The 23572-nt window shown below is 70.7% G+C and carries 21 protein-coding genes; 18 read left to right on the forward strand and 3 right to left on the reverse strand.

Annotation, left to right across the window (positions count from 1 at the left end; translation table 11 throughout):
* The first annotated feature begins 28 nt into the window (after window positions 1-28).
* Complete coding sequence (locus ABZX67_RS22275) at window positions 29-724, forward strand: demethylmenaquinone methyltransferase (RefSeq protein WP_355362789.1); 696 nt, start codon at window positions 29-31, stop codon at window positions 722-724.
* Between the two features lie 4 nt (window positions 725-728).
* Here the strand turns inward: ABZX67_RS22275 and ABZX67_RS22280 are convergent, their stop codons facing one another.
* The gene (locus ABZX67_RS22280; protein WP_355362791.1) at window positions 729-1253 is read right to left on the reverse strand and encodes a GNAT family N-acetyltransferase; all 525 of its coding nucleotides are present in this window, start codon (window positions 1251-1253) and stop codon (window positions 729-731) included.
* Between the two features lie 98 nt (window positions 1254-1351).
* Here ABZX67_RS22280 and ABZX67_RS22285 point away from each other — a divergent pair, with 98 nt between their 5' ends.
* Entirely contained in the window at window positions 1352-2644 is a 1293-nt protein-coding gene (locus tag ABZX67_RS22285; RefSeq protein WP_355362793.1) for a geranylgeranyl reductase family protein, read from the forward strand.
* Window positions 2645-2735: 91 nt separating this feature from the next.
* Here ABZX67_RS22285 and ABZX67_RS22290 read toward each other — a convergent pair whose 3' ends face one another.
* Window positions 2736-3581, reverse strand: coding sequence for a C40 family peptidase (locus tag ABZX67_RS22290; protein WP_355362795.1), 846 nt, complete (start codon window positions 3579-3581; stop codon window positions 2736-2738).
* Between the two features lie 703 nt (window positions 3582-4284).
* On the opposite strand from ABZX67_RS22290, the gene ABZX67_RS22295 reads away from it, so the two are divergent.
* The 16 genes from ABZX67_RS22295 (at window position 4285) to ABZX67_RS22370 (ending at window position 22272) form a co-directional block, all read left to right on the forward strand.
* Entirely contained in the window at window positions 4285-4644 is a 360-nt protein-coding gene (locus ABZX67_RS22295) for an NADH-quinone oxidoreductase subunit A (protein WP_031077122.1), read from the forward strand.
* A gap of 54 nt (window positions 4645-4698) precedes the next feature.
* Window positions 4699-5253, forward strand: coding sequence for an NADH-quinone oxidoreductase subunit B (locus tag ABZX67_RS22300; RefSeq protein ID WP_126885586.1), 555 nt, complete (start codon window positions 4699-4701; stop codon window positions 5251-5253).
* Window positions 5250-5981: an NADH-quinone oxidoreductase subunit C gene (locus ABZX67_RS22305; RefSeq protein ID WP_355362798.1), complete on the forward strand. Its 732-nt coding sequence runs from the start codon at window positions 5250-5252 to the stop codon at window positions 5979-5981. Before ABZX67_RS22300 ends, ABZX67_RS22305 begins: the two co-directional genes overlap by 4 nt.
* Complete coding sequence (locus tag ABZX67_RS22310; RefSeq protein WP_355362800.1) at window positions 5978-7300, forward strand: NADH-quinone oxidoreductase subunit D; 1323 nt, start codon at window positions 5978-5980, stop codon at window positions 7298-7300. Before ABZX67_RS22305 ends, ABZX67_RS22310 begins: the two co-directional genes overlap by 4 nt.
* A gap of 26 nt (window positions 7301-7326) precedes the next feature.
* Window positions 7327-8142, forward strand: coding sequence for an NADH-quinone oxidoreductase subunit NuoE (gene nuoE, locus ABZX67_RS22315; protein ID WP_355362836.1), 816 nt, complete (start codon window positions 7327-7329; stop codon window positions 8140-8142).
* Window positions 8142-9485 (forward strand): NADH-quinone oxidoreductase subunit NuoF, encoded by a 1344-nt coding sequence (gene nuoF, locus ABZX67_RS22320; protein WP_355362802.1) that lies wholly within the window; start codon window positions 8142-8144, stop codon window positions 9483-9485. Before nuoE ends, nuoF begins: the two co-directional genes overlap by 1 nt.
* The gene (locus tag ABZX67_RS22325; protein ID WP_355362804.1) at window positions 9482-11977 is read left to right on the forward strand and encodes an NADH-quinone oxidoreductase subunit G; all 2496 of its coding nucleotides are present in this window, start codon (window positions 9482-9484) and stop codon (window positions 11975-11977) included. Before nuoF ends, ABZX67_RS22325 begins: the two co-directional genes overlap by 4 nt.
* On the forward strand, window positions 11974-13332 hold the full coding sequence (gene nuoH, locus ABZX67_RS22330) for an NADH-quinone oxidoreductase subunit NuoH (RefSeq protein WP_355362806.1): 1359 nt from the start codon (window positions 11974-11976) through the stop codon (window positions 13330-13332). The genes ABZX67_RS22325 and nuoH overlap by 4 nt, the downstream gene beginning before the upstream one ends.
* Entirely contained in the window at window positions 13325-13948 is a 624-nt protein-coding gene (gene nuoI, locus ABZX67_RS22335; RefSeq protein ID WP_355362808.1) for an NADH-quinone oxidoreductase subunit NuoI, read from the forward strand. The genes nuoH and nuoI overlap by 8 nt, the downstream gene beginning before the upstream one ends.
* Window positions 13945-14793, forward strand: a complete 849-nt coding sequence (locus ABZX67_RS22340) for an NADH-quinone oxidoreductase subunit J (RefSeq protein WP_355362810.1) — start codon at window positions 13945-13947, stop codon at window positions 14791-14793. Before nuoI ends, ABZX67_RS22340 begins: the two co-directional genes overlap by 4 nt.
* A complete protein-coding gene (gene nuoK, locus ABZX67_RS22345) occupies window positions 14790-15089 on the forward strand; it encodes an NADH-quinone oxidoreductase subunit NuoK (RefSeq protein ID WP_064070011.1) in 300 nt (99 codons plus the stop codon). Before ABZX67_RS22340 ends, nuoK begins: the two co-directional genes overlap by 4 nt.
* Before the next feature lie 11 nt (window positions 15090-15100).
* Window positions 15101-17041: an NADH-quinone oxidoreductase subunit L gene (gene nuoL / locus ABZX67_RS22350; protein ID WP_355362812.1), complete on the forward strand. Its 1941-nt coding sequence runs from the start codon at window positions 15101-15103 to the stop codon at window positions 17039-17041.
* Window positions 17042-17046: 5 nt separating this feature from the next.
* Entirely contained in the window at window positions 17047-18618 is a 1572-nt protein-coding gene (locus tag ABZX67_RS22355) for an NADH-quinone oxidoreductase subunit M (RefSeq protein ID WP_355362814.1), read from the forward strand.
* Window positions 18615-20279 (forward strand): NADH-quinone oxidoreductase subunit NuoN, encoded by a 1665-nt coding sequence (gene nuoN, locus ABZX67_RS22360; protein WP_355362816.1) that lies wholly within the window; start codon window positions 18615-18617, stop codon window positions 20277-20279. Before ABZX67_RS22355 ends, nuoN begins: the two co-directional genes overlap by 4 nt.
* A 160-nt stretch (window positions 20280-20439) precedes the next feature.
* A complete protein-coding gene (locus ABZX67_RS22365; protein ID WP_355362818.1) occupies window positions 20440-21405 on the forward strand; it encodes an AraC family transcriptional regulator in 966 nt (321 codons plus the stop codon).
* 45 nt (window positions 21406-21450) lie between these two features.
* Entirely contained in the window at window positions 21451-22272 is an 822-nt protein-coding gene (locus ABZX67_RS22370) for a carbohydrate-binding protein (RefSeq protein WP_355362820.1), read from the forward strand.
* Window positions 22273-22284: 12 nt separating this feature from the next.
* Here ABZX67_RS22370 and fahA read toward each other — a convergent pair whose 3' ends face one another.
* Complete coding sequence (fahA, locus tag ABZX67_RS22375; protein ID WP_355362822.1) at window positions 22285-23523, reverse strand: fumarylacetoacetase; 1239 nt, start codon at window positions 23521-23523, stop codon at window positions 22285-22287.
* Window positions 23524-23572: the final 49 nt, after the last annotated feature.

A 23572-nucleotide genomic window follows, 5' to 3' on the forward strand; every position in this document is an offset into this window, starting at 1 on the left:
CCGGCGGGGCGCCTGCTTGAATGGGGGCGTGACCCGCGCATCCCTGGACAAGCAGCCGCACGAAGTCGCCTCGATGTTCGACGACGTCGCGGCCAACTACGACCTGACGAACGACGTGCTCTCGCTGGGCCAGGACCGGCGGTGGCGCAAGGAGGTCGCCAAGGCGGTCGACGCCCGGCCCGGCCAGAAGGTCCTCGACCTCGCGGCGGGCACCGGCACCTCCTCGCTGCCCTTCGCCCGGGCCGGCGCGTACGTCGTGCCGTGCGACTTCTCGCTCGGCATGCTCCGCGAGGGCAAGCGCCGCCACGCGTGGCTGCCGCTGACGGCGGGCGACGCGACGAGGCTGCCCTTCCGGGACGAGGCTTTCGACGCGGTCACCATCTCCTTCGGGCTGCGCAACGTCCACGACACGGACGCCGCGCTGCGCGAGCTGTACCGGGTGACCAAGCCGGGCGGACGCGTCGTCATCTGCGAGTTCTCCCACCCGACGTGGGCGCCCTTCCGGACGGTCTACGAGGAGTACCTGATGCGCGCGCTGCCGCCGGTCGCCCGCGCGGTCTCGTCCAACCCGGACGCGTACGTCTACCTCGCCGAGTCCATCCAGAGCTGGCCCGAGCAGGCCGAGCTGGCCCGGCTGCTCCAGAAGGCCGGCTGGTCGAAGGTGGCGTGGCGCGACCTGACGGGCGGCATCGTGGCCCTGCACCGGGGCGTCAAGGCGGCCTGACGGCTCACAGCTTCAGGCGGAAGCAGTACCCCTCCTGGCCGCCGCTGTCGGGGATGGCGTACGTCTCGCCCTGCGTCATCCCGAGCCGCCGCGTCACGGCCACCGAGCGGGCGTTGCGGGTGTTGACCATGGCGACCACCCGCTCCACCCCGGCCGCCCGCAGCCGCTCCAGCGTGGCGCGGGCGGCGGCCGTCGCGTACCCCTTGCCCCACGCGGAGCGCGCGAGCCGCCAGCCGATCTCTATCTCGCCGACCGGCCCCCAGGCGTGCGGCCACGGCTGCGCGCCCGTGAAGCCGATGACCTCGCCGTCCTCGTCCAGCAGCGTCCACAGGCAGAAGCCGCGCTCGGCGTCGTGCCGGCGCTGGCGGGCGGTGAACTCGTGGTAGACGGACAGCTCGGCCGGGCCACCCTGGAAGAACTCCATGACCTCCGGGTCGTCGAAGACCCGGTGCCAGGCGTACGCGTCCTCGTCCGTCGGCACGCGCAGCCGGACTACGGGCTCGACGGCGGCGGGGAGCAGCTCGGTCATCGGGGTGGCCCTTCGGGTCGGTGATCGGTACGTCCCCCTAGACTGCACATGACCTGTGCCGTCCGGTACGCAATTTCGAGTATTCGGGAGAACCCGCCGTGACCGAGCAGCAGCCCCTGTCCGAACACACAGCGGATGTGATCGTCGTCGGGGCGGGCCCGGCCGGTTCGACCACCGCCTACTACCTCGCCAAGGCGGGCCTCGACGTCCTCCTGCTGGAGAAGACCGCGTTCCCGCGCGAGAAGGTCTGCGGTGACGGCCTCACGCCCCGCGCCACCAAGCAGCTGGTCGCGATGGGCATCGACATCTCCGAAGAGGCGGGCTGGCTGCGGAACAAGGGCCTGCGCATCATCGGCGGCGGCGTGCGCCTCCAGCTCGACTGGCCGGAGCTCGCCAGCTACCCGGACTACGGACTGGTGCGCAAGCGCGACGACTTCGACGAGCAGCTCGCCCGCCAGGCGCAGAAGGCCGGCGCCCGCCTCTACGAGCGCTGCAACGTGGGCGCCCCCATCATCGACGACCGCACCGGCCGCATCACCGGCGTCCACGCCAAGCTCGGCGAGGAGAAGGCGCCCGTCACCTTCCACGCGCCGCTCGTCGTCGCCGCCGACGGCAACTCCACCCGCCTGTCGCTCGCCATGGGCCTGCACCGGCGCGAGGACCGCCCGATGGGCGTCGCCGTCCGCACGTACTTCACCTCCCCGCGCCACGAGGACGACTACCTGGAGTCCTGGCTGGAGCTCTGGGACCGGCGCGGCCCCGGCGAGGACCGGCTGCTGCCCGGCTACGGCTGGATCTTCGGCATGGGCGACGGCACCTCCAACGTCGGCCTCGGCGTCCTCAACACCTCCGACTCCTTCAAGGAGCTGGACTGGCGCGAGGTGCTGAAGGCGTGGTGCGCCTCGATGCCGGAGGACTGGGGGTACGTCCCCGAGAACATGACCGGCCCGATCCGCGGCGCCGCCCTGCCGATGGCCTTCAACCGCCAGCCGCACTACACGCGCGGCCTGCTGCTGGTCGGCGACGCCGGCGGCCTGGTCAACCCGTTCAACGGCGAGGGCATCGCGTACGCCATGGAGTCCGGGCAGATCGCCGCCGACGTCATCGTCCAGGCGCACGCCCGCCAGACCCCGGCCCAGCGCGAACTGGCCCTGCACAACTACCCGAAGATCCTCAAGGACACCTACGGCGGCTACTACACGCTCGGCCGCGCCTTCGTGAAGCTCATCGGCAACCCGAAGGTCATGAAGATCGCCACGCAGCGCGGTCTGACGCACCCGCTGCTGATGAAGTTCACGCTGAAGATGCTCGCCAACCTCACCGACCCGACGGGCGGCGACGCGATGGACCGCATCATCAACGGCCTGTCGAAGGTGGCCCCCAAGGCCTGAGGCAAAGGCCTGAGACAGGCGGGTACGGCGAAGGGCCGTCGCTCCCTCCCCGAGCGGGAGAGCGACGGCCCTTACGGCTGTGTGCCCGTCATCAGAGCAGGCGGACCGCGCCGGACGGCGGGTCGTAGTCGAGCGAGCGCTCGACGACACCGGTGCCGGGGTTCTGCGCGCCGACGAACTTGCCACCGCCGACGTAGATCGCCACGTGGTACGAGTTGCTCCGGCTGCCCCAGTAGAGGATGTCGCCGGGCTGGAGGTTGTCGAGCGAGACCGAGGTGCCCATGCTCGACTGGGCGCCGGAGACCCGCGGAAGGTCGATGCCGGCCTGGCGGTACGCGGCCTGCACGAGGCCGGAGCAGTCCCAGGAGTTGGGGCCGGTGCCGCCCATGACGTACGCGTCGCCGACCTGGGCGCGGGCGAAGGCGATGATCGCCGACGCGGAGCCGGTGGCGGGCGCGGAGTCGTAGGAGCCGCCCTCGTCGGAGCCGAGACCGGAGCCGGAGTCGGAGCCGGAGGCGGCGAGCGTGGTGCGCTCGGAGGAGCGGTTGGCGCGCTCCTGGGCCTCGGCACGGGCCCTCTCCTCAGCCTTGCGCTCGGCCTCGGCCTTGCGCTCGGCCTCCTGCTTGGCCTTCTTGGCCTCCTTGGCGGCCTTGGCCGCCGCGGCGTCCTCCAGGGCCTGGAGCTCGGTGTCGAGGGCGATCTGCTGGGTCGCCTCGGCGGAGGCGGCGACGGCGCTCGACAGGTGCGCGGAGAGGTCTTCTCCGTTGAGCGCGGGCATCTCGATGGTCTCGGTCACCGGCTCGGCCTGGGCCGGGCCGGCGGCACCGGCCACCGCGACGGTGCTGAGGACGCCACCGGCAACTCCGGCGCGCAGCGAGAGCTTCGAGGCGCTGCGGCGGGGCTTCCGGTGGCTGGGTATGTGAGCGGTGTGGGACATGAGTACAACCGCTATCAGGGTGTGGCGGTTCCCTTCAAGAAACGTGGGGTGCGCCACAGTTGCGTGTGGAATGCCCGAATCCGCTTCATCGGGGCCCTTATTGACGCCGTAACGGACAATGCGGACTGTCGTGATCAAGCCCGTGATCATGTGCTTTCCGCGAAACGCCCGAATTGCCGCGCGCTTACCACTCCGGCGCCCCGGTGGCCAAGCCCGCTATTGGCGGGGCGGGATTCGTGTGATGCAGGTCACGGAGTGATCACGGCCCCGGGCGCGGGGAGCCGTCCAAAAGATCGTGAAAACGCGCACGCGTCCACTTCGGTCCCGGCGACCCCCTCGCGCGGGTGAGGTGAGCTCCTTTATCACTCGGGAGAGTCCATGGCGAATTTGCCTGTAGCGGCCATGTCTTGATAGGGCACACCCCTCTCGACCAGCGGTAACACCCTCCGGTGTCACGTTATGAGGTCATTCGACCACGGGGTGTACCAAGATCACCGTTCATCCGAATTCATGATCCTTCGCCAGGTGGTGGAGATCACAAAGACGTTGTCGTACCCCGTGTCGCAGATCACAGATCGACGGGCATAGGATGCGAAGCAGTCGGGCTTGTGAACTGCCTCACATGTACACGATCTTCGCGAGGCGGCGAGACGGATGCCCGGTGCGGTCCAACGGTCAAGGACGACTGGAAGGAGCGAGGAGCGTGAATGCCTACGCGCCCATCCTCGTGCTCGGCGCCCTCGGGGCAGGGTTTGCGATCTTCTCCGTGGTCATGGCCACGCTTATCGGCCCAAAGCGGTACAACAGGGCGAAGCTTGAGGCGTACGAGTGCGGTATCGAGCCGACGCCTACACCGGCCGGCGGCGGCCGCTTCCCCATCAAGTACTACCTGACGGCGATGCTCTTCATCGTCTTCGACATCGAGATCGTCTTCCTCTACCCCTGGGCCGTCAGCTTCGACGCACTCGGGCTCTTCGGGCTCGTGGAGATGCTGCTCTTCGTGCTCACCGTCTTCGTCGCCTACGCCTACGTCTGGCGGCGCGGCGGCCTGGACTGGGACTGAGGACCTAGAGGGACCTAGAGGACTTGAGGACTTAAGGGGCTGAGGGGCACCGACATGGGACTCGAAGAGAAGCTGCCGAGCGGTTTTCTGCTGACGACGGTCGAACAGGCCGCGGGCTGGGTGCGCAAGGCGTCCGTCTTCCCCGCGACCTTCGGTCTCGCCTGCTGCGCCATCGAGATGATGACGACCGGCGCCGGGCGGTACGACCTGGCGCGTTTCGGCATGGAGGTCTTCCGCGGCTCACCGCGCCAGGCCGACCTGATGATCGTGGCCGGCCGGGTGAGCCAGAAGATGGCGCCCGTCCTGCGCCAGGTCTACGACCAGATGCCCAACCCGAAGTGGGTGATCTCCATGGGGGTGTGCGCATCGTCGGGCGGAATGTTCAACAACTACGCGATTGTGCAGGGCGTGGACCACATTGTTCCCGTTGACATCTATTTGCCGGGCTGCCCGCCGCGTCCGGAGATGCTGATGGACGCGATCCTCAAGCTCCACCAGAAGATCCAGAGCTCCAAGCTCGGCGTCAACGCGCGGGAAGCGGCCCGCGAGGCGGAGGAGGCGGCGCTCAAGGCGCTGCCGACGATCGAGATGAAGGGGCTGCTCCGGTGAGTGAGCCACAGCCGAATCCCGACAAGGAACTCAGCGCGCAGAACCTCCCCGGCCAGCGGGGCCAGGGCGGTGAGGAGATCCGCGTCCAGCGCGGCATGTTCGGCGCGAACAACGGCGGCGACACCTCCGGCTACGGCGGTCTGGTCCGCTCCATCCGCCTCCCCGGCGAGGCCACCCGCCCCTACGGCGGGTACTTCGACGAGGTCGCCGACGAGCTCGAAGGCGCTCTGGAGGAGCAGGGACTCGTCCCCGAGAACGCCATCGAGAAGACGGTCGTCGACCGCGGCGAGCTCACCTTCCACATCGCCCGCGAGCACCTGCTCCGCGTCGCCCGCACCCTGCGCGACGACCCCGCCCTGCGCTTCGAGCTCTGCACGGGCGTCAGCGGCGTCCACTACCCGGGCGACAAGGGGCGCGAGCTGCACGCCGTCTACCACCTGCGCTCGCTCACCCACGGCCGGCTGATCCGGCTGGAGGTCTCCGCGCCCGACGCGGACCCGCACATCCCGTCGCTCGTCGAGGTCTACCCAACCAACGACTGGCACGAGCGCGAGACGTACGACTTCTTCGGCCTGATCTTCGACGGCCACCCCGCCCTGACCCGGATCATGATGCCGGACGACTGGCAGGGCTTCCCGCAGCGCAAGGACTACCCCCTCGGCGGCATCCCCGTCGAGTACAAGGGCGCCCAGATCCCGGCTCCGGACCAGCGGAGGTCGTACTCGTGACCACTCCACCTGCCAGCGCCCGCGAGACCACCGAGGGCACCGTCTACACGGTCACCGGCGGCGACTGGGACGAGGTCGCCCAGTCCGCGGCCAAGGCCGACGACGAGCGGATCGTCGTCAACATGGGCCCGCAGCACCCGTCCACGCACGGCGTGCTCCGGCTCATCCTGGAGCTCGACGGCGAGACCGTCACCGAGGCCCGCTGCGGCATCGGCTACCTGCACACCGGCATCGAGAAGAACCTCGAGTTCCGGACCTGGACGCAGGGCACCACGTTCGTCACGCGCATGGACTACCTGACGCCCTTCTTCAACGAGGCGGCGTACTGCCTGAGCGTGGAGAAGCTGCTCGGCATCGAGGACCAGATCCCCGACCGCGCCTCCGTCATCCGCGTGCTGCTGATGGAGCTCAACCGCCTCTCCTCCCACCTGGTGTGCATCGCCACCGGCGGCATGGAGCTCGGCGCCACCACGATCATGATCTACGGCTTCCGGGACCGCGAGCTGATCCTGGACCTGTACGAGCTGATCACCGGCCTGCGCATGAACCACGCGTTCATCCGGCCCGGTGGCCTCGCCCAGGACCTGCCGCCCGGCGCCATCGACCAGCTCCGCGAGTTCGTGAAGACGATGAAGCGGAACCTGCCGGAGTACGACAAGCTCGCCACCGGCAACCCCGTCTTCAAGGCCCGCATGCAGGACATCGGCTACCTCGACCTGGCCGGCTGCATGGCCCTCGGGGTCACCGGCCCGATCCTGCGCTCCGCCGGCCTCCCGCACGACCTGCGCAAGACCGACCCGTACTGCGGCTACGAGACGTACGAGTTCGACGTCCCGACCGCCGACACCTGCGACGCGTACGGCCGCTTCCTCATCCGGCTGGAGGAGATGCGCCAGTCGCTGCGGATCGTCGAGCAGTGCCTGGACCGGCTGGAGCCCGGCCCGGTGATGGTCGCCGACAAGAAGATCGCCTGGCCCGCGCAGCTCGCCCTCGGGCCGGACGGCCTCGGCAACTCGCTGGACCACATCAAGAAGATCATGGGCACCTCCATGGAGGCCCTGATCCACCACTTCAAGCTGGTGACCGAGGGCTTCCGGGTCCCGCCCGGGCAGGCGTACACCGCCGTCGAGTCGCCCAAGGGGGAGCTCGGCGCGCACGTCGTCTCCGACGGCGGTACCCGCCCCTACCGGGTCCACTTCCGCGACCCGTCGTTCACCAACCTGCAGGCCATGGCGGCGATGTGCGAGGGCGGCATGGTCGCCGACGTCATCGTCGCCGTCGCGTCCATCGACCCCGTGATGGGAGGCGTCGACCGGTGACCGCCAATCAAGAGGTCAGCCTGGGCATGCCCCAGCTGCCCGCCCCGGACTACCCCGCCGAGGTGCGGGCCCGGCTGGACGCGGACGCCCGGGAGATCGTCGCCCGCTACCCCGACAGCCGCTCCGCGCTGCTGCCGCTGCTGCACCTGGTGCAGGCGGAGGAGGGCTACGTCTCCCGCACCGGCATGAGGTTCTGCGCGGAGACCCTCGACCTGACCACCGCCGAGGTCACCGCCGTCGCCACCTTCTACACCATGTACCGGCGCAAGCCCTCCGGCGACTACCAGGTCGGGGTGTGCACCAACACCCTGTGCGCCGTCATGGGCGGCGACGCCATCTTCGACGAGCTGAAGCAGCACCTCGGTGTCGGCAACAACGAGACCACGCCGGACGGCAAGGTCACCCTCGAACACATCGAGTGCAACGCCGCCTGCGACTTCGCGCCCGTGGTGATGGTCAACTGGGAGTTCTTCGACAACCAGACGCCCGAGACCGCCAAGCGGCTCGTCGACGACCTGCGCGCCGGCCGCCCGGTCACCCCGACCCGCGGCGCGCCCCTGTGCACGTACAAGGAGACCGCCCGCATCCTGGCCGGCTTCCCGGACGAGCGCCCCGGCGCGGTCGAGGCGTCGGGCGGCGCGGGCCCCGCCTCGCTCGTCGGGCTCCGGCTCGCCAAGGGCGAGGCCGCACCCGGCGCGCGCGTGGTCCACCCGCGCGGCGAGGCCCCGCAGGACGAGCCGGCGCCCGGCTCCGGGCACCTCAGCTCGCACGACGCGCCGCAGCCGACCTCGGCCTCCGACCCGCAGCACCCGTCCGGCCCGGTCACCGAGGAGGGGGAGTGATGACGTTGGCCACCGAGATGACCAGCCCCGAGAAGCTGCTGTCGCCGGTCCTGTCGGCGTTCTGGGACGATCCGCACTCCTGGACGCTGGAGACGTACAAGCGGCACGAGGGGTACGAGGGTCTGCGCAAGGCCCTCGCCATGTCGCCCGACGACGTCATCGCGTACGTCAAGGACTCCGGCCTGCGCGGCCGGGGCGGCGCGGGCTTCCCCACCGGCATGAAGTGGCAGTTCATCCCGCAGGGCGACGGCAAGCCGCACTATCTTGTTGTCAACGCCGACGAATCGGAGCCCGGGACCTGCAAGGACATCCCGCTCCTCTTCGCGAACCCGCATTCCCTCATCGAGGGGATCGTGATCGCCTGCTACGCGATCCGGTCGAACCATGCCTTCATCTACCTGCGCGGCGAGGTCGTCCCCGTCCTGCGCAGGCTGCACCAGGCCGTGCGGGAGGCGTACGCGGCGGGCTACCTCGGCACGAACATCCTCGGCAGCGGACTCGACCTCGAACTCACCGTGCACGCGGGCGCGGGCGCGTACATCTGCGGTGAGGAGACCGCGCTGCTCGACTCGCTCGAAGGCCGCCGTGGCCAGCCCCGGCTTCGTCCCCCCTTCCCCGCGGTCGCCGGTCTCTACGCGTGCCCCACTGTGGTGAACAACGTCGAGTCCATCGCGTCGGTTCCCGCGATCCTGAACCGGGGCAAGGACTGGTTCAAGTCGATGGGCAGCGACAAGTCCCCGGGCTTCACGCTGTACTCGCTCAGCGGCCATGTCGCCTCGCCGGGCCAGTACGAGGCACCGCTCGGCATCACGCTGCGCCAGCTGCTCGACATGGGCGGCGGGATGCGTCCCGGCCACCGGCTGAAGTTCTGGACGCCCGGCGGCTCGTCGACGCCGATGTTCACCGACGAGCACCTCGACGTGCCGCTCGACTACGAGGGCGTGGGCGCCGCCGGTTCGATGCTCGGGACCAAGGCGCTCCAGTGCTTCGACGAGACGACCTGCGTGGTGCGGGCCGTGACGCGGTGGACCGAGTTCTACGCCCACGAGTCGTGCGGCAAGTGCACCCCGTGCCGCGAGGGCACGTACTGGCTGGTGCAGTTGCTCCGCGACATCGAGGCGGGCAAGGGCGCCATGAGCGACCTCGACAAGCTGGCCGACATCGCCGACAACATCAACGGCAAGTCGTTCTGCGCCCTCGGCGACGGCGCCGCCTCGCCGATCTTCTCCTCGCTGAAGTACTTCCGCGACGAGTACGAGCAGCACATCACGGGCAAGGGCTGCCCCTTCGACCCGGCCAAGTCGACCGCCTGGGCGGACAACCACGTGGAGGTGACGGCATGACCGTCATGGCGTCCAACCCCGCCGGGGGCGGCGCGGCTGCCGTCCCGCCGGAGGACCTCGTCACGCTGACCATCGACGGGATCGAGATCTCCGTCCCCAAGGGGACGCTGGTGATCCGCGCCGCCGAGCAGCTCGGCATCGAGATCCCCCGGTTCTGCGACCACCCGCTCCTCGACCCTGCCGGCGCCTGCCGGCAGTGCATCGTCGAGGTGGAGGGCCAGCGCAAGCCGATGGCGTCCTGCACCATCACCTGCACCGACGGCATGGTCGTCAAGACGCAGCTGACCTCGCCCGTCGCCGAGAAGGCGCAGGTCGGTGTGATGGAGCTGCTGCTCATCAACCACCCGCTGGACTGCCCGGTCTGCGACAAGGGCGGCGAGTGCCCGCTGCAGAACCAGGCCATGTCGCACGGCCAGGCCGACTCCCGCTTCGAGGGGCAGAAGCGGACGTACGCCAAGCCCGTGCCGATCTCCACGCAGGTGCTGCTCGACCGCGAGCGGTGCGTGCTGTGCGCGCGCTGCACCCGGTTCTCCAACCAGGTGGCGGGCGACCCGATGATCGAGCTGATCGAGCGCGGCGCGCTCCAGCAGGTCGGCACGGGCGAGGGCGACCCCTTCGAGTCGTACTTCTCCGGCAACACCATCCAGATCTGCCCGGTCGGCGCGCTGACCTCGGCCGCGTACCGGTTCCGCTCCCGCCCCTTCGACCTGGTCTCCAGCCCGTCGGTCTGCGAGCACTGCGCGGGCGGCTGCGCCACGCGCACCGACCACCGGCGCGGCAAGGTCATGCGGCGGCTCGCCGCCAACGACCCGGAGGTCAACGAGGAGTGGCTGTGCGACAAGGGGCGGTTCGCGTTCCGGTACGCGCAGCAGCGTGACCGGCTGACGACGCCGCTGGTGCGCGGCGAGGACGGCGTCCTCGCGCCGGCTTCCTGGCCGGAAGCCCTGGAGGCGGCCGCGCGCGGGCTGGTCCGGGGGCGCACGGGCGTCCTGGCGGGCGGGCGGCTGACGGTCGAGGACGCGTACGCCTACGCCAAGTTCGCGCGCGTCGCCCTCGACACGAACGACGTCGACTTCCGGGCGCGGGTGCACAGCAGCGAGGAGGCCGACTTCCTCGCCGCGCGGGTCGCCGGGCGCGGCCGCGACCTGGACGGGCACGGCGTCACGTACACCTCCCTGGAGAAGGCCCCGGCGGTGCTGCTGGTGGGGCTGGAGGCGGAGGAGGAGGCGCCGGGCGTCTTCCTGCGGCTGCGCAAGGCGTGGCGCAAGCACGGCCAGCGGACGTACGCGGTCGCGTCGCACGCCACGCGGGGCCTGGAGAAGGCGGGCGGCACGCTGCTGCCGGCCGCGCCCGGGACCGAGACCGAGTGGCTGGACGCCCTGGCCTCCGGCACGGGGCTGGACGCCGACGGCACTGCCGCTGCGGAGGCGCTGCGGCAGCCCGGCGCGGTGCTCCTGGTCGGCGAGCGGCTGGCCGCGGTGCCGGGCGCGCTGACCGCGGCCGTGCGCGCCGCGACGGCGACCGGGGCGGAGCTGGTGTGGATCCCGCGCCGGGCCGGGGAGCGCGCCGCCCTCTGGGCGGGTGCCATCCCCTCGCTGCTGCCCGGCGGGCGGCCCGCGACCGACCCGCGCGCGCGGGAGGAGGTCGCCGCCGCCTGGGGCGTACGGGAACTGCCGCACCGCTTCGGGCGCGACACCGGCCAGATTGTGGAGGCCGCCGCCACTGGTGAGCTGGGTGCCCTGTTGGTCGGGGGCGTCGAGGTGGCGGACCTGCCGGACCCGGCACGCGCGCGTGAGGCGCTCGACGCGGCCTTCGTGGTGTCGCTGGAGTTGCGGCCGAGCGAGGTCACGGAGCGGGCGGACGTCGTCCTCCCGGTGGCCGCGGTCGCCGAGAAGCCCGGCACCTTCCTCAACTGGGAGGGCCGGGTCCGGATGTTCGAGGCCGCGCTGAAGCCGGAGCACATGACGCGCACGCTCGCCCCGGCCGACGCGCGTGTGCTGCACATGCTGGCCGACACGCTCGACGTGCATTTCGCGCTGCCGGACGTGAAGGCCGTACGCCGCGAGCTGGACCGGCTCGGCGCCTGGGACGGCACGCGGGCGTCCGACCCGGTGGCGTCCGGTCGTCCGCTGCCCCACGCGGCCGCGGGCGAGGCGGTGCTGGCGGGCCACCGGATGCTGCTGGACCTCGGCGTGCTGCAGGAGGGCGACGAGGCCCTGGCGGGGACGCGCCACGCCTCCCTCGCCCGCCTCTCGGCGGCCACGGCGGCGGAGACCGGCGTCAAGGACGGCGACCTGCTGGCGGTGACGGGCCCCTCCGGCTCGGTCGAACTGCCGCTGCGGGTGACGCCGATGCCGGACCGCGTGGTCTGGCTCCCGCTCAACTCGACCCCCGGCGGCGCCCTGTCGTCCCTGGGCGCCCGCCCGGGCGACCTGGTGCGCATCGGCGCCGCGACCCCGATCTCCGCGGACCGCACGGAGGTGGAGGCATGATCCCGTACACCCTGGCGGCGGAAGACCTGTCCATGTTCGGCCGCGACCCCTGGTGGCTCGTGGTGATCAAGGCGGTCTTCTGCTTCGCCTTCCTGATGATCACGGTGCTCTTCTCCATCGTGTGGGAGCGCAAGGTCGTCGCCTGGATGCAGCTGCGCATCGGGCCGAACCGGCACGGCCCCTGGGGCCTCCTCCAGTCCCTCGCGGACGGCGTCAAGCTGATGCTGAAGGAGGACCTGATCGTCAAGCGGGCCGACAAGGTCGTGTACGTGCTCGCGCCGATCGTCGCCGCCATCCCCGCGTTCATGGCGATCGCCGTGATCCCCTTCGGCCCGGCCGGCAACGAGATCTCGATCTTCGGGCAGCGCACGACGATGCAGCTGACCGACCTGCCGATCGCCATGCTCTACATCCTCGCCGTCGCCTCCGTCGGCATCTACGGCATCGTGCTGGCCGGCTGGTCGTCGGGCTCGACGTACCCGCTCCTGGGCGGACTGCGCTCGTGCGCGCAGATGATCAGTTACGAGATCGCGATGGGCGCCGCCTTCGCGTCCGTCTTCCTCTACTCGGGGTCGATGTCGACGTCGGCGATCGTCGAGGCGCAGGCGGACCGCTGGTACATCGTCCTGCTGCCGGTCTCCTTCCTCATCTACATCGTCACGATGGTCGGGGAGACCAACCGCGCCCCCTTCGACATGCCGGAGTCCGAGGGCGACCTGGTCGGCGGCTTCAACACCGAGTACAGCTCCATCAAGTTCGCGATGTTCATGCTCGCCGAGTACGTGAACATGGTGACGGTCTCGGCGGTGTCCGTGACGCTCTTCCTGGGCGGCTGGCGCGCCCCGTGGCCGATCTCGACCTTCTGGGAGGGCGCGAACCACGGCTGGTGGCCGATGCTCTGGTTCGTCGTCAAGGTGCAGCTGCTGCTGTTCTTCTTCATCTGGCTGCGCGGCACGCTCCCGCGCGTCCGCTACGACCAGCTGATGAAGCTCGGCTGGAAGGTCCTCATCCCCGTCTCGGTCGTCTGGCTGATGCTCGTCGCGACGGTGCGCGCGCTGCGCAACGAGAACTACGAGTTCCAGCAGATCGTGCTGTACGTGGCGGGCGCGGTGATCGCGGTGCTGCTGATCTCCTTCGTGGCGGACGTCTTCCGCGACAAGAAGGCGAAGGAAGCGGAGCGGACCGGCGAGCCGCCCGCCGCGTTCGACCCGATGGCCGGCGGGTTCCCCGTACCGCCGCTGCCCGGGCAGACCCTGCCGCCGGTGCCTCGCCGACGGCCTCGCGGTGACCGGGCGCTGATTGTCAGTGGTGGGCCGGACACTACAAGTGACGGAAAGGAGGCCGACGGTGTCTGACAGTAACTTCCAGAATCCGGTCGCCGGCTTCGGCGTGACCTTCAAGGCCATGTTCAAGAAGCGGCTGACCGAGCAGTACCCGGAGCAGAAGAAGACGACAGCGCCGCGCTTCCACGGCCGGCACCAGCTCAACCGCCACCCGGACGGCCTGGAGAAGTGCGTCGGCTGCGAGCTGTGCGCCTGGGCCTGCCCGGCGGACGCCATCTACGTGGAGGGCGCGGACAACACCGACGAGGAGCGCTACTCCCCGGGCGAGCGCTACGGCCGCGTCTACCAGATCAACTACGCCCGCTGCATCCTGTGCGGTCTGTGCATCGAGGCCTGCCCCACGCGGGCGCTGACGATGACGAACGAGTTCGAGCTGGCGGACTCCACCCGGGCCGACCTCATCTTCACCAAGGAGCAGCTCCTCGCGGGCCTGGAGGAGGGCATGGTGGACACCCCCCACGCCATCCACCCCGGCATGACGGAGCAGGACTACTACCGGGGCCTGGTGACGGAGGCCGCGCCGGGCACGGTCCAGCAGGCTGCCGTCAGCAAGGGCGAGAAGCCGCAGGAGGGCGCTTCCGACTTCGGTGAGGACGAGCCCGCCTCGAAGAAGGTGATCGGGGCATGAACACCCTTGCCGCGTCTACGACGTCCACGGGCGAGGCCGTCCAGTTCTGGGTACTCGGCATCGTCGCCGTCATCGGCGCGCTGTGCACCGTCCTGATGAAGAGGGCCGTGCACAGCGCGCTCTGCCTCGCCGGGACCATGATCATCCTGGCGGTCTTCTACCTCGCCAACGGCGCGTACTTCCTGGGCGTCGTCCAGATCATCGTCTACACCGGCGCGATCATGATGCTGTTCCTCTTCGTCGTCATGCTGGTCGGCGTCACCGCCGCCGACTCGCTCAAGGAGACGATCAAGGGCCAGCGCTGGTGGGCCGCCGCCTGCGGACTGGGCTTCGGCATCCTGCTCATCGCCGGTATCGGCAGCGCCTCGCTGAAGACCTTCAACGGCCTCGCCACGGCGAACGCCGGCGGCAATGTGGAGGGCCTCGCCGCGCTGATCTTCAGCAAGTACGTCTTCGCCTTCGAGATCACCGGCGCGCTGCTCATCACGGCCACGGTCGGCGCGATGGTGCTGACGCACCGGGAGCGCACCGAGCCCGCCCGTACCCAGCGGGAGCTGGCCGAGCAGCGCGTACGCGAGGGCAAGCAGCTGCCGCCGCTGCCGGCGCCCGGTGTCTACGCCCGGCACAACGCCGTGGACATCGCCGGTCTGCTGCCCGACGGCACGCCGTCCGAGCTCAGCGTCAGCCAGACCCTGCGGGCCCGAGGCCAGATCCGCGACGTCTCGCGCGAGGCCCTGGAGGACCTCAAGGCGCTGGAGCAGCGCGCCGAGGAGCGCCTGGGCCGGGGCCCGTCGGAGCCGCAGGCGTCCCGGCCCCAGGACCGCGAGGAGGAGAACGCGCAGTGAATCCGGTCAACTACCTGTACCTGGCCGCCCTGTTGTTCACCATCGGCGCGGCCGGGGTGCTGATCCGGCGGAACGCGATCGTCGTCTTCATGTGCGTGGAGCTGATGCTCAACGCCTGCAACCTCGCGCTCGTCGCCTTCTCCCGGATGCACGGCAATCTCGACGGCCAGATCATCGCCTTCTTCACGATGGTCGTCGCCGCCGCGGAGGTCGTGGTCGGCCTCGCGATCATCGTGTCGCTGTTCCGTTCCCGCCACTCGGCCTCGGTCGACGACGCCAGCCTGATGAAGCTGTGAGGGGCTGAATCGTGGAAAACCTGATCGCGCTGCTCGTCGCGGCGCCTCTGCTGGGAGCGGCCGTCCTGCTGTGCGGCGGCCGGCGGCTGGACAAGGCCGGCCACTGGCTCGGCACCCTGCTCGCCGCCGCCTCCTTCGCCGTCGGGGCGGTGCTCTTCTTCGACATGCTGGGCAGGGGCGCCGAGGAGCGGGCGCTGCACCAGCACCTGTTCAGCTGGGTGCCGGTGGAGAGCTTCCGGGCGGACATCGCCTTCCAGCTGGACCAGCTGTCGATGACGTTCGTCCTCCTCATCACCGGCGTGGGCACGCTCATCCACGTGTACTCGATCGGGTACATGGCCCACGACGAGCGCAGGCGCCGCTTCTTCGGCTATCTGAACCTCTTCCTCGCGGCGATGCTGCTGCTGGTCCTCGCCGACAACTACCTGCTGCTGTACTTCGGCTGGGAGGGCGTCGGCCTCGCCTCGTACCTGCTCATCGGCTTCTGGCAGCACAAGCCGAGCGCGGCGACGGCGGCCAAGAAGGCCTTCCTGGTCAACCGGGTCGGCGACATGGGCCTGTCCATCGCCATCATGCTGATGTTCACCACCTTCGGGACCTTCACCTTCGGGCCGGTGCTCTCCGCGACCGGTGAGACGTCCGAGGGCATGCTGACGGCCATCGGGCTGATGCTGCTGCTGGCCGCGTGCGGCAAGTCCGCGCAGGTGCCGCTGCAGTCCTGGCTCGGGGACGCGATGGAGGGCCCGACCCCGGTCTCGGCCCTGATCCACGCGGCCACCATGGTGACCGCCGGGGTCTACCTCATCACCCGCTCGGGCGCGATCTTCAACGCCGCCCCGGACGCGCAGCTGGCGGTCACGGTCGTCGGAGCGGTCACGCTCCTCTTCGGTGCGATCGTCGGTTGCGCCAAGGACGACATCAAGAAGGCGCTGGCCGGTTCGACGATGTCGCAGATCGGCTACATGATCCTGGCCGCCGGTCTCGGCCCCATCGGGTACGCCTTCGCGATCATGCACCTGGTGACGCACGGCTTCTTCAAGGCCGGGCTGTTCCTCGGCGCCGGCTCGGTCATGCACGGCATGAACGACGAGGTCGACATGCGGAAGTACGGCGGCCTGCGGAAGTACATGCCGGTCACCTTCGTGACCTTCGGTCTCGGCTACCTCGCGATCATCGGCTTCCCCGGACTCTCCGGCTTCTGGTCCAAGGACAAGATCATCGAGGCGGCCTTCGCCAAGGGCGGCACGGAGGGCTGGATCCTCGGCGGCGTCGCGCTGCTGGGCGCGGGCATCACCGCGTACTACATGACCCGCGTGATGCTCATGACCTTCTTCGGCGAGAAGCGCTGGCAGCCCGCCCCGGACGCGGACGCCGTACCGAGCGCCGAGCCCGCGGCCGAGGACCACGCCGGCCGGATGCCGCACCCGCACGAGTCGCCGAAGTCCATGACGATCCCGATGATCCTGCTGGCCTTCGGGTCGGTCTTCGCGGGCGCGCTCTTCTCGCTCAACAGCGCGTTCGTCAACTGGCTGAAGCCGGTGACCCAGTTCGAGCACGGCCACCCGCCGATCAGCGCGGGCGCGGTGACCGCCTCCACGGTCGTCGTGCTGCTGATCGGGGTCGGCATCGCGTACGCGCAGTACGGCCGCCGGCCCGTGCCGGTCGTCGCCCCGCGCGGCTCGCTGCTCACCCGCGCCGCCCGCCGCGACCTGCTCCAGGACGACTTCAACCACATCGTCCTGGTGCGCGGCGGCGAGCACCTCACCCGCTCCCTGGTCTACGTCGACCACTCCCTGGTCGACGGGGTGGTCAACGGCACCGCCGCCTCGTTCGGCGGCCTGTCCGGCCGGCTGCGCCTGCTGCAGAACGGCTTCGCCCGCTCCTACGCGGTCTCGATGTTCGGAGGTACGGCGGTGCTGATCGCCGCGACCCTGCTGATGAGGGGAGTGTGACCCCGATGTCCTTTCCCCTCCTGACGGTGACGGCGGCCGTGCCGGCCGTCGGCGCGATCCTCACCGCCGCCGTCCCCGCCGCGCGCCGCACGGCCGCCAAGTGGCTGGCGCTGCTCGTCTCGCTCGCCACGCTCGTGCTGGCCGCGTACGTCGCGGTCCGCTTCGAGCCCGGCGGCGACCGCTACCAGCTCACCGAATCGCACACCTGGATCAAGGACTTCGGTGTGCGGTACGAACTGGGCGTGGACGGCATCGGGGTGGCGCTCATCGCGCTCACCGCGCTGCTGATCCCGTTCATCATCCTGGCCGGCTGGCACGACGCCGACCCCCTGGAGACCCAGTCCAAGCGCTGGCGGCCGACGCAGGGCTTCTTCGCCCTGATCCTGGCGGTCGAGGCGATGGTGATCCTCTCCTTCGAGGCCACCGACGTCTTCCTCTTCTACATCCTCTTCGAAGCCATGCTCATCCCGATGTACTTCCTCATCGGCGGCTTCGGGGACCGGGCCCACGCGGGCACCGACGAGAACGCCGCCGCCCAGCGGTCGTACGCCGCGGTCAAGTTCCTGCTCTACAACCTCGTCGGCGGGCTCATCATGCTCGCCGCCGTCATCGGGCTGTACGTCGTCGCCGGGAACTTCTCGCTCACGGAGATCGCCGCGGCGCGGGCGAGCGGCGAGCTGGAGATGGCGGCCACCACCGAGCGGCTGCTGTTCCTGGGCTTCTTCTTCGCCTTCGCGGTGAAGGCGCCGCTGTGGCCGCTGCACACCTGGCTGCCCAACGCCATGGGCGAGGCCACCGCCCCGGTCGCCGTCCTCATCACGGCGGTCGTGGACAAGGTCGGCACCTTCGCGATGCTCCGCTTCTGCCTCCAGCTCTTCCCGGAGGCGTCGAAGTGGGCGACCCCCGCGATCATCGTGCTGGCGCTGATCAGCATCGTGTACGGGGCGCTGCTGGCCGTCGGCCAGCGGGACATCAAGCGCCTGGTGGCGTACGCGTCGATCTCCCACTTCGGCTTCATCATCATGGGCATCTTCGCCATGACGAGCCAGGGCCAGTCCGGCGCGACGCTCTACATGGTCAACCACGGCATCTCGACGGCCGCGCTGATGCTGGTGGCCGGGTTCCTGATCTCGCGGCGCGGCTCGCGCCTCATCGCCGACTACGGCGGTGTGCAGAAGGTGGCCCCGGTGCTCGCCGGGACGTTCCTGATCGGCGGTCTGGCCACGCTGTCGCTGCCGGGGCTCGCGCCGTTCGTCAGTGAATTCCTGGTGCTGGTGGGCACGTTCGCCCGCTACCCGGTCGCGGGTGTCATCGCGACCTTCGGCATCGTGCTCGCCGCGCTCTACACGCTGGTGCTCTACCAGCGGACGATGACCGGCCCCGTGAAGGAGGAGGTGCGGGCGATGCCCGACCTCAAGGCCCGTGAGCTGGTGGTGGTCGCGCCGCTGATCGCGCTGCTGCTGCTCCTCGGCGTCTACCCGAAGCCGGTGACCGAGATCGTCGATCCGGCGGTGCGGCACACCATGTCGGACGTACAGCAGAAGGACCCGGCACCCGAAGTGGAGGCGGCCAAGTGAACGCAGCAGCCGCAGGGGCTGTCCACAGCCTGTGGACGACGGCAGCCGAACCGGCCGCCGTCGACAAGATCGGTGCGCCGACCATCGAGTACACCCAGCTGGCACCCACGCTGATCGTGGTGGGCGCCGCCGTGCTGGGCATCCTCCTGGAGGCGTTCGTCCCGCGCCGGGCCCGCTACTACGCGCAGGTGTTCCTGACCGTCGTCGCGCTGGCCGCCGCCTTCGCGGCGGTGGTCGGCCTGGCGGCCGGCGGGTACGGCTCCACCAAGGCGGGCATCGCCGCGATGGGCGCCATCGCGGTCGACGGGCCCGCGCTGTTCCTCCAGGGCACCATTCTGCTGGCCTCGCTCGTCGCGGTGTTCACCTTCGCCGAGCGGCGGCTCGACCCCGCCCACCACGGGCACCGGGTCGACTCGTTCGCCGCCGAGGCCGCCGCCGTCCCCGGCAGCGAGCACGAGAAGGCCGCGGTCAAGGCCGGCCACACGACCACCGAGGTCTTCCCGCTGATGCTGTTCGCGGTCGGCGGCATGCTCGTCTTCCCCGCGGCCAACGACCTGCTGACGCTCTTCATCGCGCTGGAGGTCTTCTCCCTCCCGCTCTACCTGCTGTGCGCCGTCGCCCGCCGCAAGCGGCTGATGTCGCAGGAGGCGGCGGTGAAGTACTTCCTGCTCGGCGCCTTCTCGTCGGCGTTCCTGCTGTTCGGCGTCGCCCTGCTGTACGGGTACGCGGGCTCGGTCTCGTACGCCCGGATCGCCGACGTCGTCGACGGCTCGGTCACCGCCGTCACCCCGGCGCTCGCCGAGACCATGGGCAACGACGTGCTGCTGCTCATCGGTACCGCGATGGTGCTGATGGGGTTGCTGTTCAAGGTGGGTGCGGTGCCGTTCCACATGTGGACGCCGGACGTCTACCAGGGCGCGCCGACGCCGGTCACCGGCTTCATGGCGGCCGCGACGAAGGTGGCGGCGTTCGGCGCCCTGCTGCGCGTGCTGTACGTGGTGCTTCCGGGGCTCACCTGGGACTGGCGGCCCGTCATGTGGGGCGTCGCCATCGTCACCATGCTGGCCGGCGCGGTCATCGCCATCACCCAGACCGACATCAAGAGGCTGCTGGCCTACTCGTCCATCGCGCACGCCGGGTTCATCCTGGCCGGTGTCATCGCGGCCACGCCCGACGGCGTCTCCTCCGTGCTGTTCTACCTGGGGGCGTACTCCTTCGTGACGATCGGCGCCTTCGCCGTCGTCACCCTGGTGCGCGACGCGGGCGGCGAGGCGACGCACCTGTCCAAGTGGGCGGGGCTCGGGCGGCGTTCGCCGCTCGTGGCGGCCGTCTTCGCGGTGTTCCTGCTGGCCTTCGCCGGTATCCCGCTGACATCGGGCTTCACGGGCAAGTTCGCCGTCTTCAAGGCGGCGGCGGAAGGCGGCGCCGGGGCGCTGGTGGTCGTCGGTGTGATCTCGTCGGCCATCGCCGCGTTCTTCTACATCCGGGTCATCGTGCTGATGTTCTTCAGCGAACCGAAGCCGGAGGGGCCGACGGTGGCCGTGCCGTCGCCGCTGACGATGACGGCCATCGCCGTCGGCGTCGCCGTCACGTTGGTGCTGGGTGTCGCGCCGCAGTACTTCCTCGACCTGGCGGGCCAGGCGGGGGTCTTCGTCCGGTAGCGGTCGGACGTCGGACCGTCGGACCGTCGGACCGTGGGAGCGGCCGGCCGGGTGCGTGGGCACCCGGCCGGCCGCTCTTCCGTGCGGTGCGCCGCCGTGCCATCGTGGTGCCCACACGGCGATTGGTCTGGACCATGCGGAAGCCATGCGGAGGCCGGTGATGCGCGGAACCACGGTGTTACCCGGGACGAAGGAACTCTCCCCGCCCCCGGGGGCGCCGCCCCTGCACCGCCTGGAGGTGGTGAGGCCCAATGTGATGCCCTTCGCCATCGGCACCTTCGACACGATCGGCCCGATGTCCCGGGCCGCCTTCCCACACCGGCACACCTTCTACGAGATCGTCCACGTCACCGCCGGGGCCGGCGCCCACGTCGTCGACCTCGCCCGCTGGGAGCTGCGCCCGCCGCATCTGTGCGTCATCGCGCCCGGCCAGGTGCACCACTGGCAGGACGTGACCGGACTGGACGGCTCCGTCGTCCTCTTCACCGAGGACTTCCTCCTCGACCACCCCGGTGACCGCGACCTCCTGCGGCACCTGAGCGGGCGCCCCTGGCTGACGCTGGACGACCGCGCCCACGCGGAGACGTCCCACCTGGTGGCGGAGCTCGACGAGGAGTACCGCCGGGGCGCCGACGGCTTCGAGACCGTGCTGCGGGCACTGCTCCACGTCCTCGTCGTACGCGCGGCCCGGCTGGGCGCCCCGCCGGCCGGAGCCGCTCCCGAGGTGCCTGAGGCGCCCGTCTCCGACCGGGCCCGAGCGGTGACCGAGGAGTTCACACGGCTGATCGCGGGCGCCACCGACCCGGAGCTGTGGTCGGTTCACGCCTGCGCCCGGCGCATCGGGGTGACCTCCGGCTACCTCGCGGAGGCCGTCAAGACCGCCACCGGCCGGACCCCCGGCCAGCTGCTCCGCGAGGCCCGTACGCACGAGGCCAAGCGGTTGCTGGCCCGTACCGACATGACGGTACGACAGGTGGCGCGGCGCGTCGGCATGGCGGACCCGGCGTACTTCTGCCGCTTCTTCCGGCGCGAGACGGGCGTGAGCCCGGGGGACTTCCGGCGCGGCGGCGATATTCACCACGACCACCCGATCCAGTCCATCGCCCCGGCCGGCCGGCCCTCATAGGTTCGGTGCCGATCCCCCGACCGCCCCCCACGAGGAGGAGCAGGCATGGAACAGATCCCCGGACGCCCCAGCCGCAAGGCGGTGCTGCGCGCCGCGGTCGCCGCCGGAATCACCGCGCCCGCCGCGCTGATGGGCGTACCCGCCCTGGCCCGCACCATGACGGCCTCCGCCGGCACGGCGGCCGCCCCCGAACCGACCCCCGCCTGCGACGACGGCGACGACCCGACCCCGCCTCAGATGGAGGGCCCGTACTTCAAGCCGAACTCGCCGCGCCGCACCTCCCTGCTGGAGCCGGGCACCCCCGGCGTCCGGCTCACGGTCAGCGGGTACGTCTTCGGTCTCGCCTGCCGCCCCGTCAGCGGCGCCCTGCTGGACTTCTGGCAGGCGGACGTCAACGGCGCGTACGACAACACCGGCTTCCGCTTCCGCGGCCACCAGTTCACGGACGCCCGGGGCGCGTTCACGCTCTCCACCATCGTGCCGGGCCTCTACCCGGGCCGGACCCGGCACCTCCACGTCAAGGTGCAGGCGCCCGGGCGGCCCGTGCTCACCACGCAGCTGTACTTCCCGGGCGAGCCGCGCAACACCACCGACGCCCTCTTCGACCCGCGCCTCCTCATGGCGGTGCGCGACACGGGCGGCGCGCGGGAGGCGGCGTTCGACTTCGTCCTGGAGGTGCCGCAGGACCCGGGGCCCGGGCCCGGCCCGACGCCGCCCGACCCGGGCGGCACCTGGGCGGCGGGCACCACGTACCAGCCGGGTGCCAGGGTCACGTACGGCGGGCGCGGTTACGTCTGCCTCCAGACCCACACCGCCCAGCCGGGCTGGGAGCCGCCCGCCGTACCGGCCCTGTGGCGGGCCGCTTAGCCGACTGGTCGTCTAGCGGGCGGGGGCGATGTGGCCCGTCACCTCGCCCAGCGCGACCTTCACGCCGTCCGGGCCCGGCGCCCACGCGGTGATCGTGACCTCGTCGCCGTCCTCCAGGAACGTCCGCTTTCCGGCGGACAGTTCGATCGGCTCCTGGCCGTTCCAGGTGAGCTCCAGCAGCGAGCCGCGCTGGTGGACCTCGGGGCCGCTGACCGTGCCGGAGCCGTACAGGTCTCCCGTACGGAGTGAGGCGCCGTTGACGGTCATGTGGGCCAGCTGCTGGGCGGCCGTCCAGTACATCGTGGCGAACGGCGGCTCGGCGACGACCTCGCCGTTGATCCGTACCGTGATGTGCAGCTCGAAGCCGCCCGGCTCCTCCTCGGCGCTGTCGTCCAGGTACGGCAGGAGCGGGAAGTCCCGCGCGGGCGGCGCGACGCGGGCGGCGTCCAGCGCCTCCAGCGGCGTGACCCAGGCGGACACGGACGTGGCGAAGGACTTGCCCAGGAAGGGGCCCAGCGGCACGTACTCCCACGCCTGGATGTCGCGCGCCGACCAGTCGTTGAGGAGCGTCAGCCCGAAGACGTGGTCGCGGAAGTCGCCGAGCCCGACCGGCTCGCCCAGCCCGGACGGCGTACCGACGAGGAAGCCGACCTCGGCCTCGATGTCCAGCTTCACGGACGGCCCGAAGACCGGCGCCGGGTCGGCGGGGGCCTTGCGCTGGCCGGAGGGCCGCGTGATCTCGGTGCCGGAGACCACGACGGTGCCGGAGCGGCCGTGGTAACCGATCGGCAGGTGCTTCCAGTTGGGCGTGAGCGGCTCGCCGTCCGGGCGGAACATCCGGCCGACGTTGGTGGCGTGGTGCTCGGAGGCGTAGAAGTCGACGTAGTCCGCGACCTCGTACGGCAGGTGGAGCGTGACGTCCGCCAGCGGGTGCAGCAGGGGCTCGATGTCCGCCCGGTGCGCCGGCACGGTGACCCAGGCGGTCAGGGCCCGGCGGACGTCGCGCCAGGCGGTGCGGCCCGCGGCGAGCAGCGGGTTCAGGCTGGGCTGCGCGAGCAGCGCCGCGTACGGCGAGCCCAGCGCGTGGGCCGCCGCGCCCGCGTCCAGGACGTGGTCGCCGACGCGGACGCCGAGGCGGCGGCGGCCGGGCTCGTCGGGGGTGCTGAAGACGCCGTACGGGAGGTTGTGCGGACCGAAGGGGTCGCCTTCGGCCAGGTCGAGCGGGCTGTGCTGCTCGGACTGCTCGGGCATCGGTGCTTGCCTCGCTTTCCACGGGTGTGGGGGACACGTTACGACGGTG

This window comes from Streptomyces sp. NPDC003036 (assembly GCF_040611175.1).
In the GTDB taxonomy this organism is placed as follows: domain Bacteria; phylum Actinomycetota; class Actinomycetes; order Streptomycetales; family Streptomycetaceae; genus Streptomyces.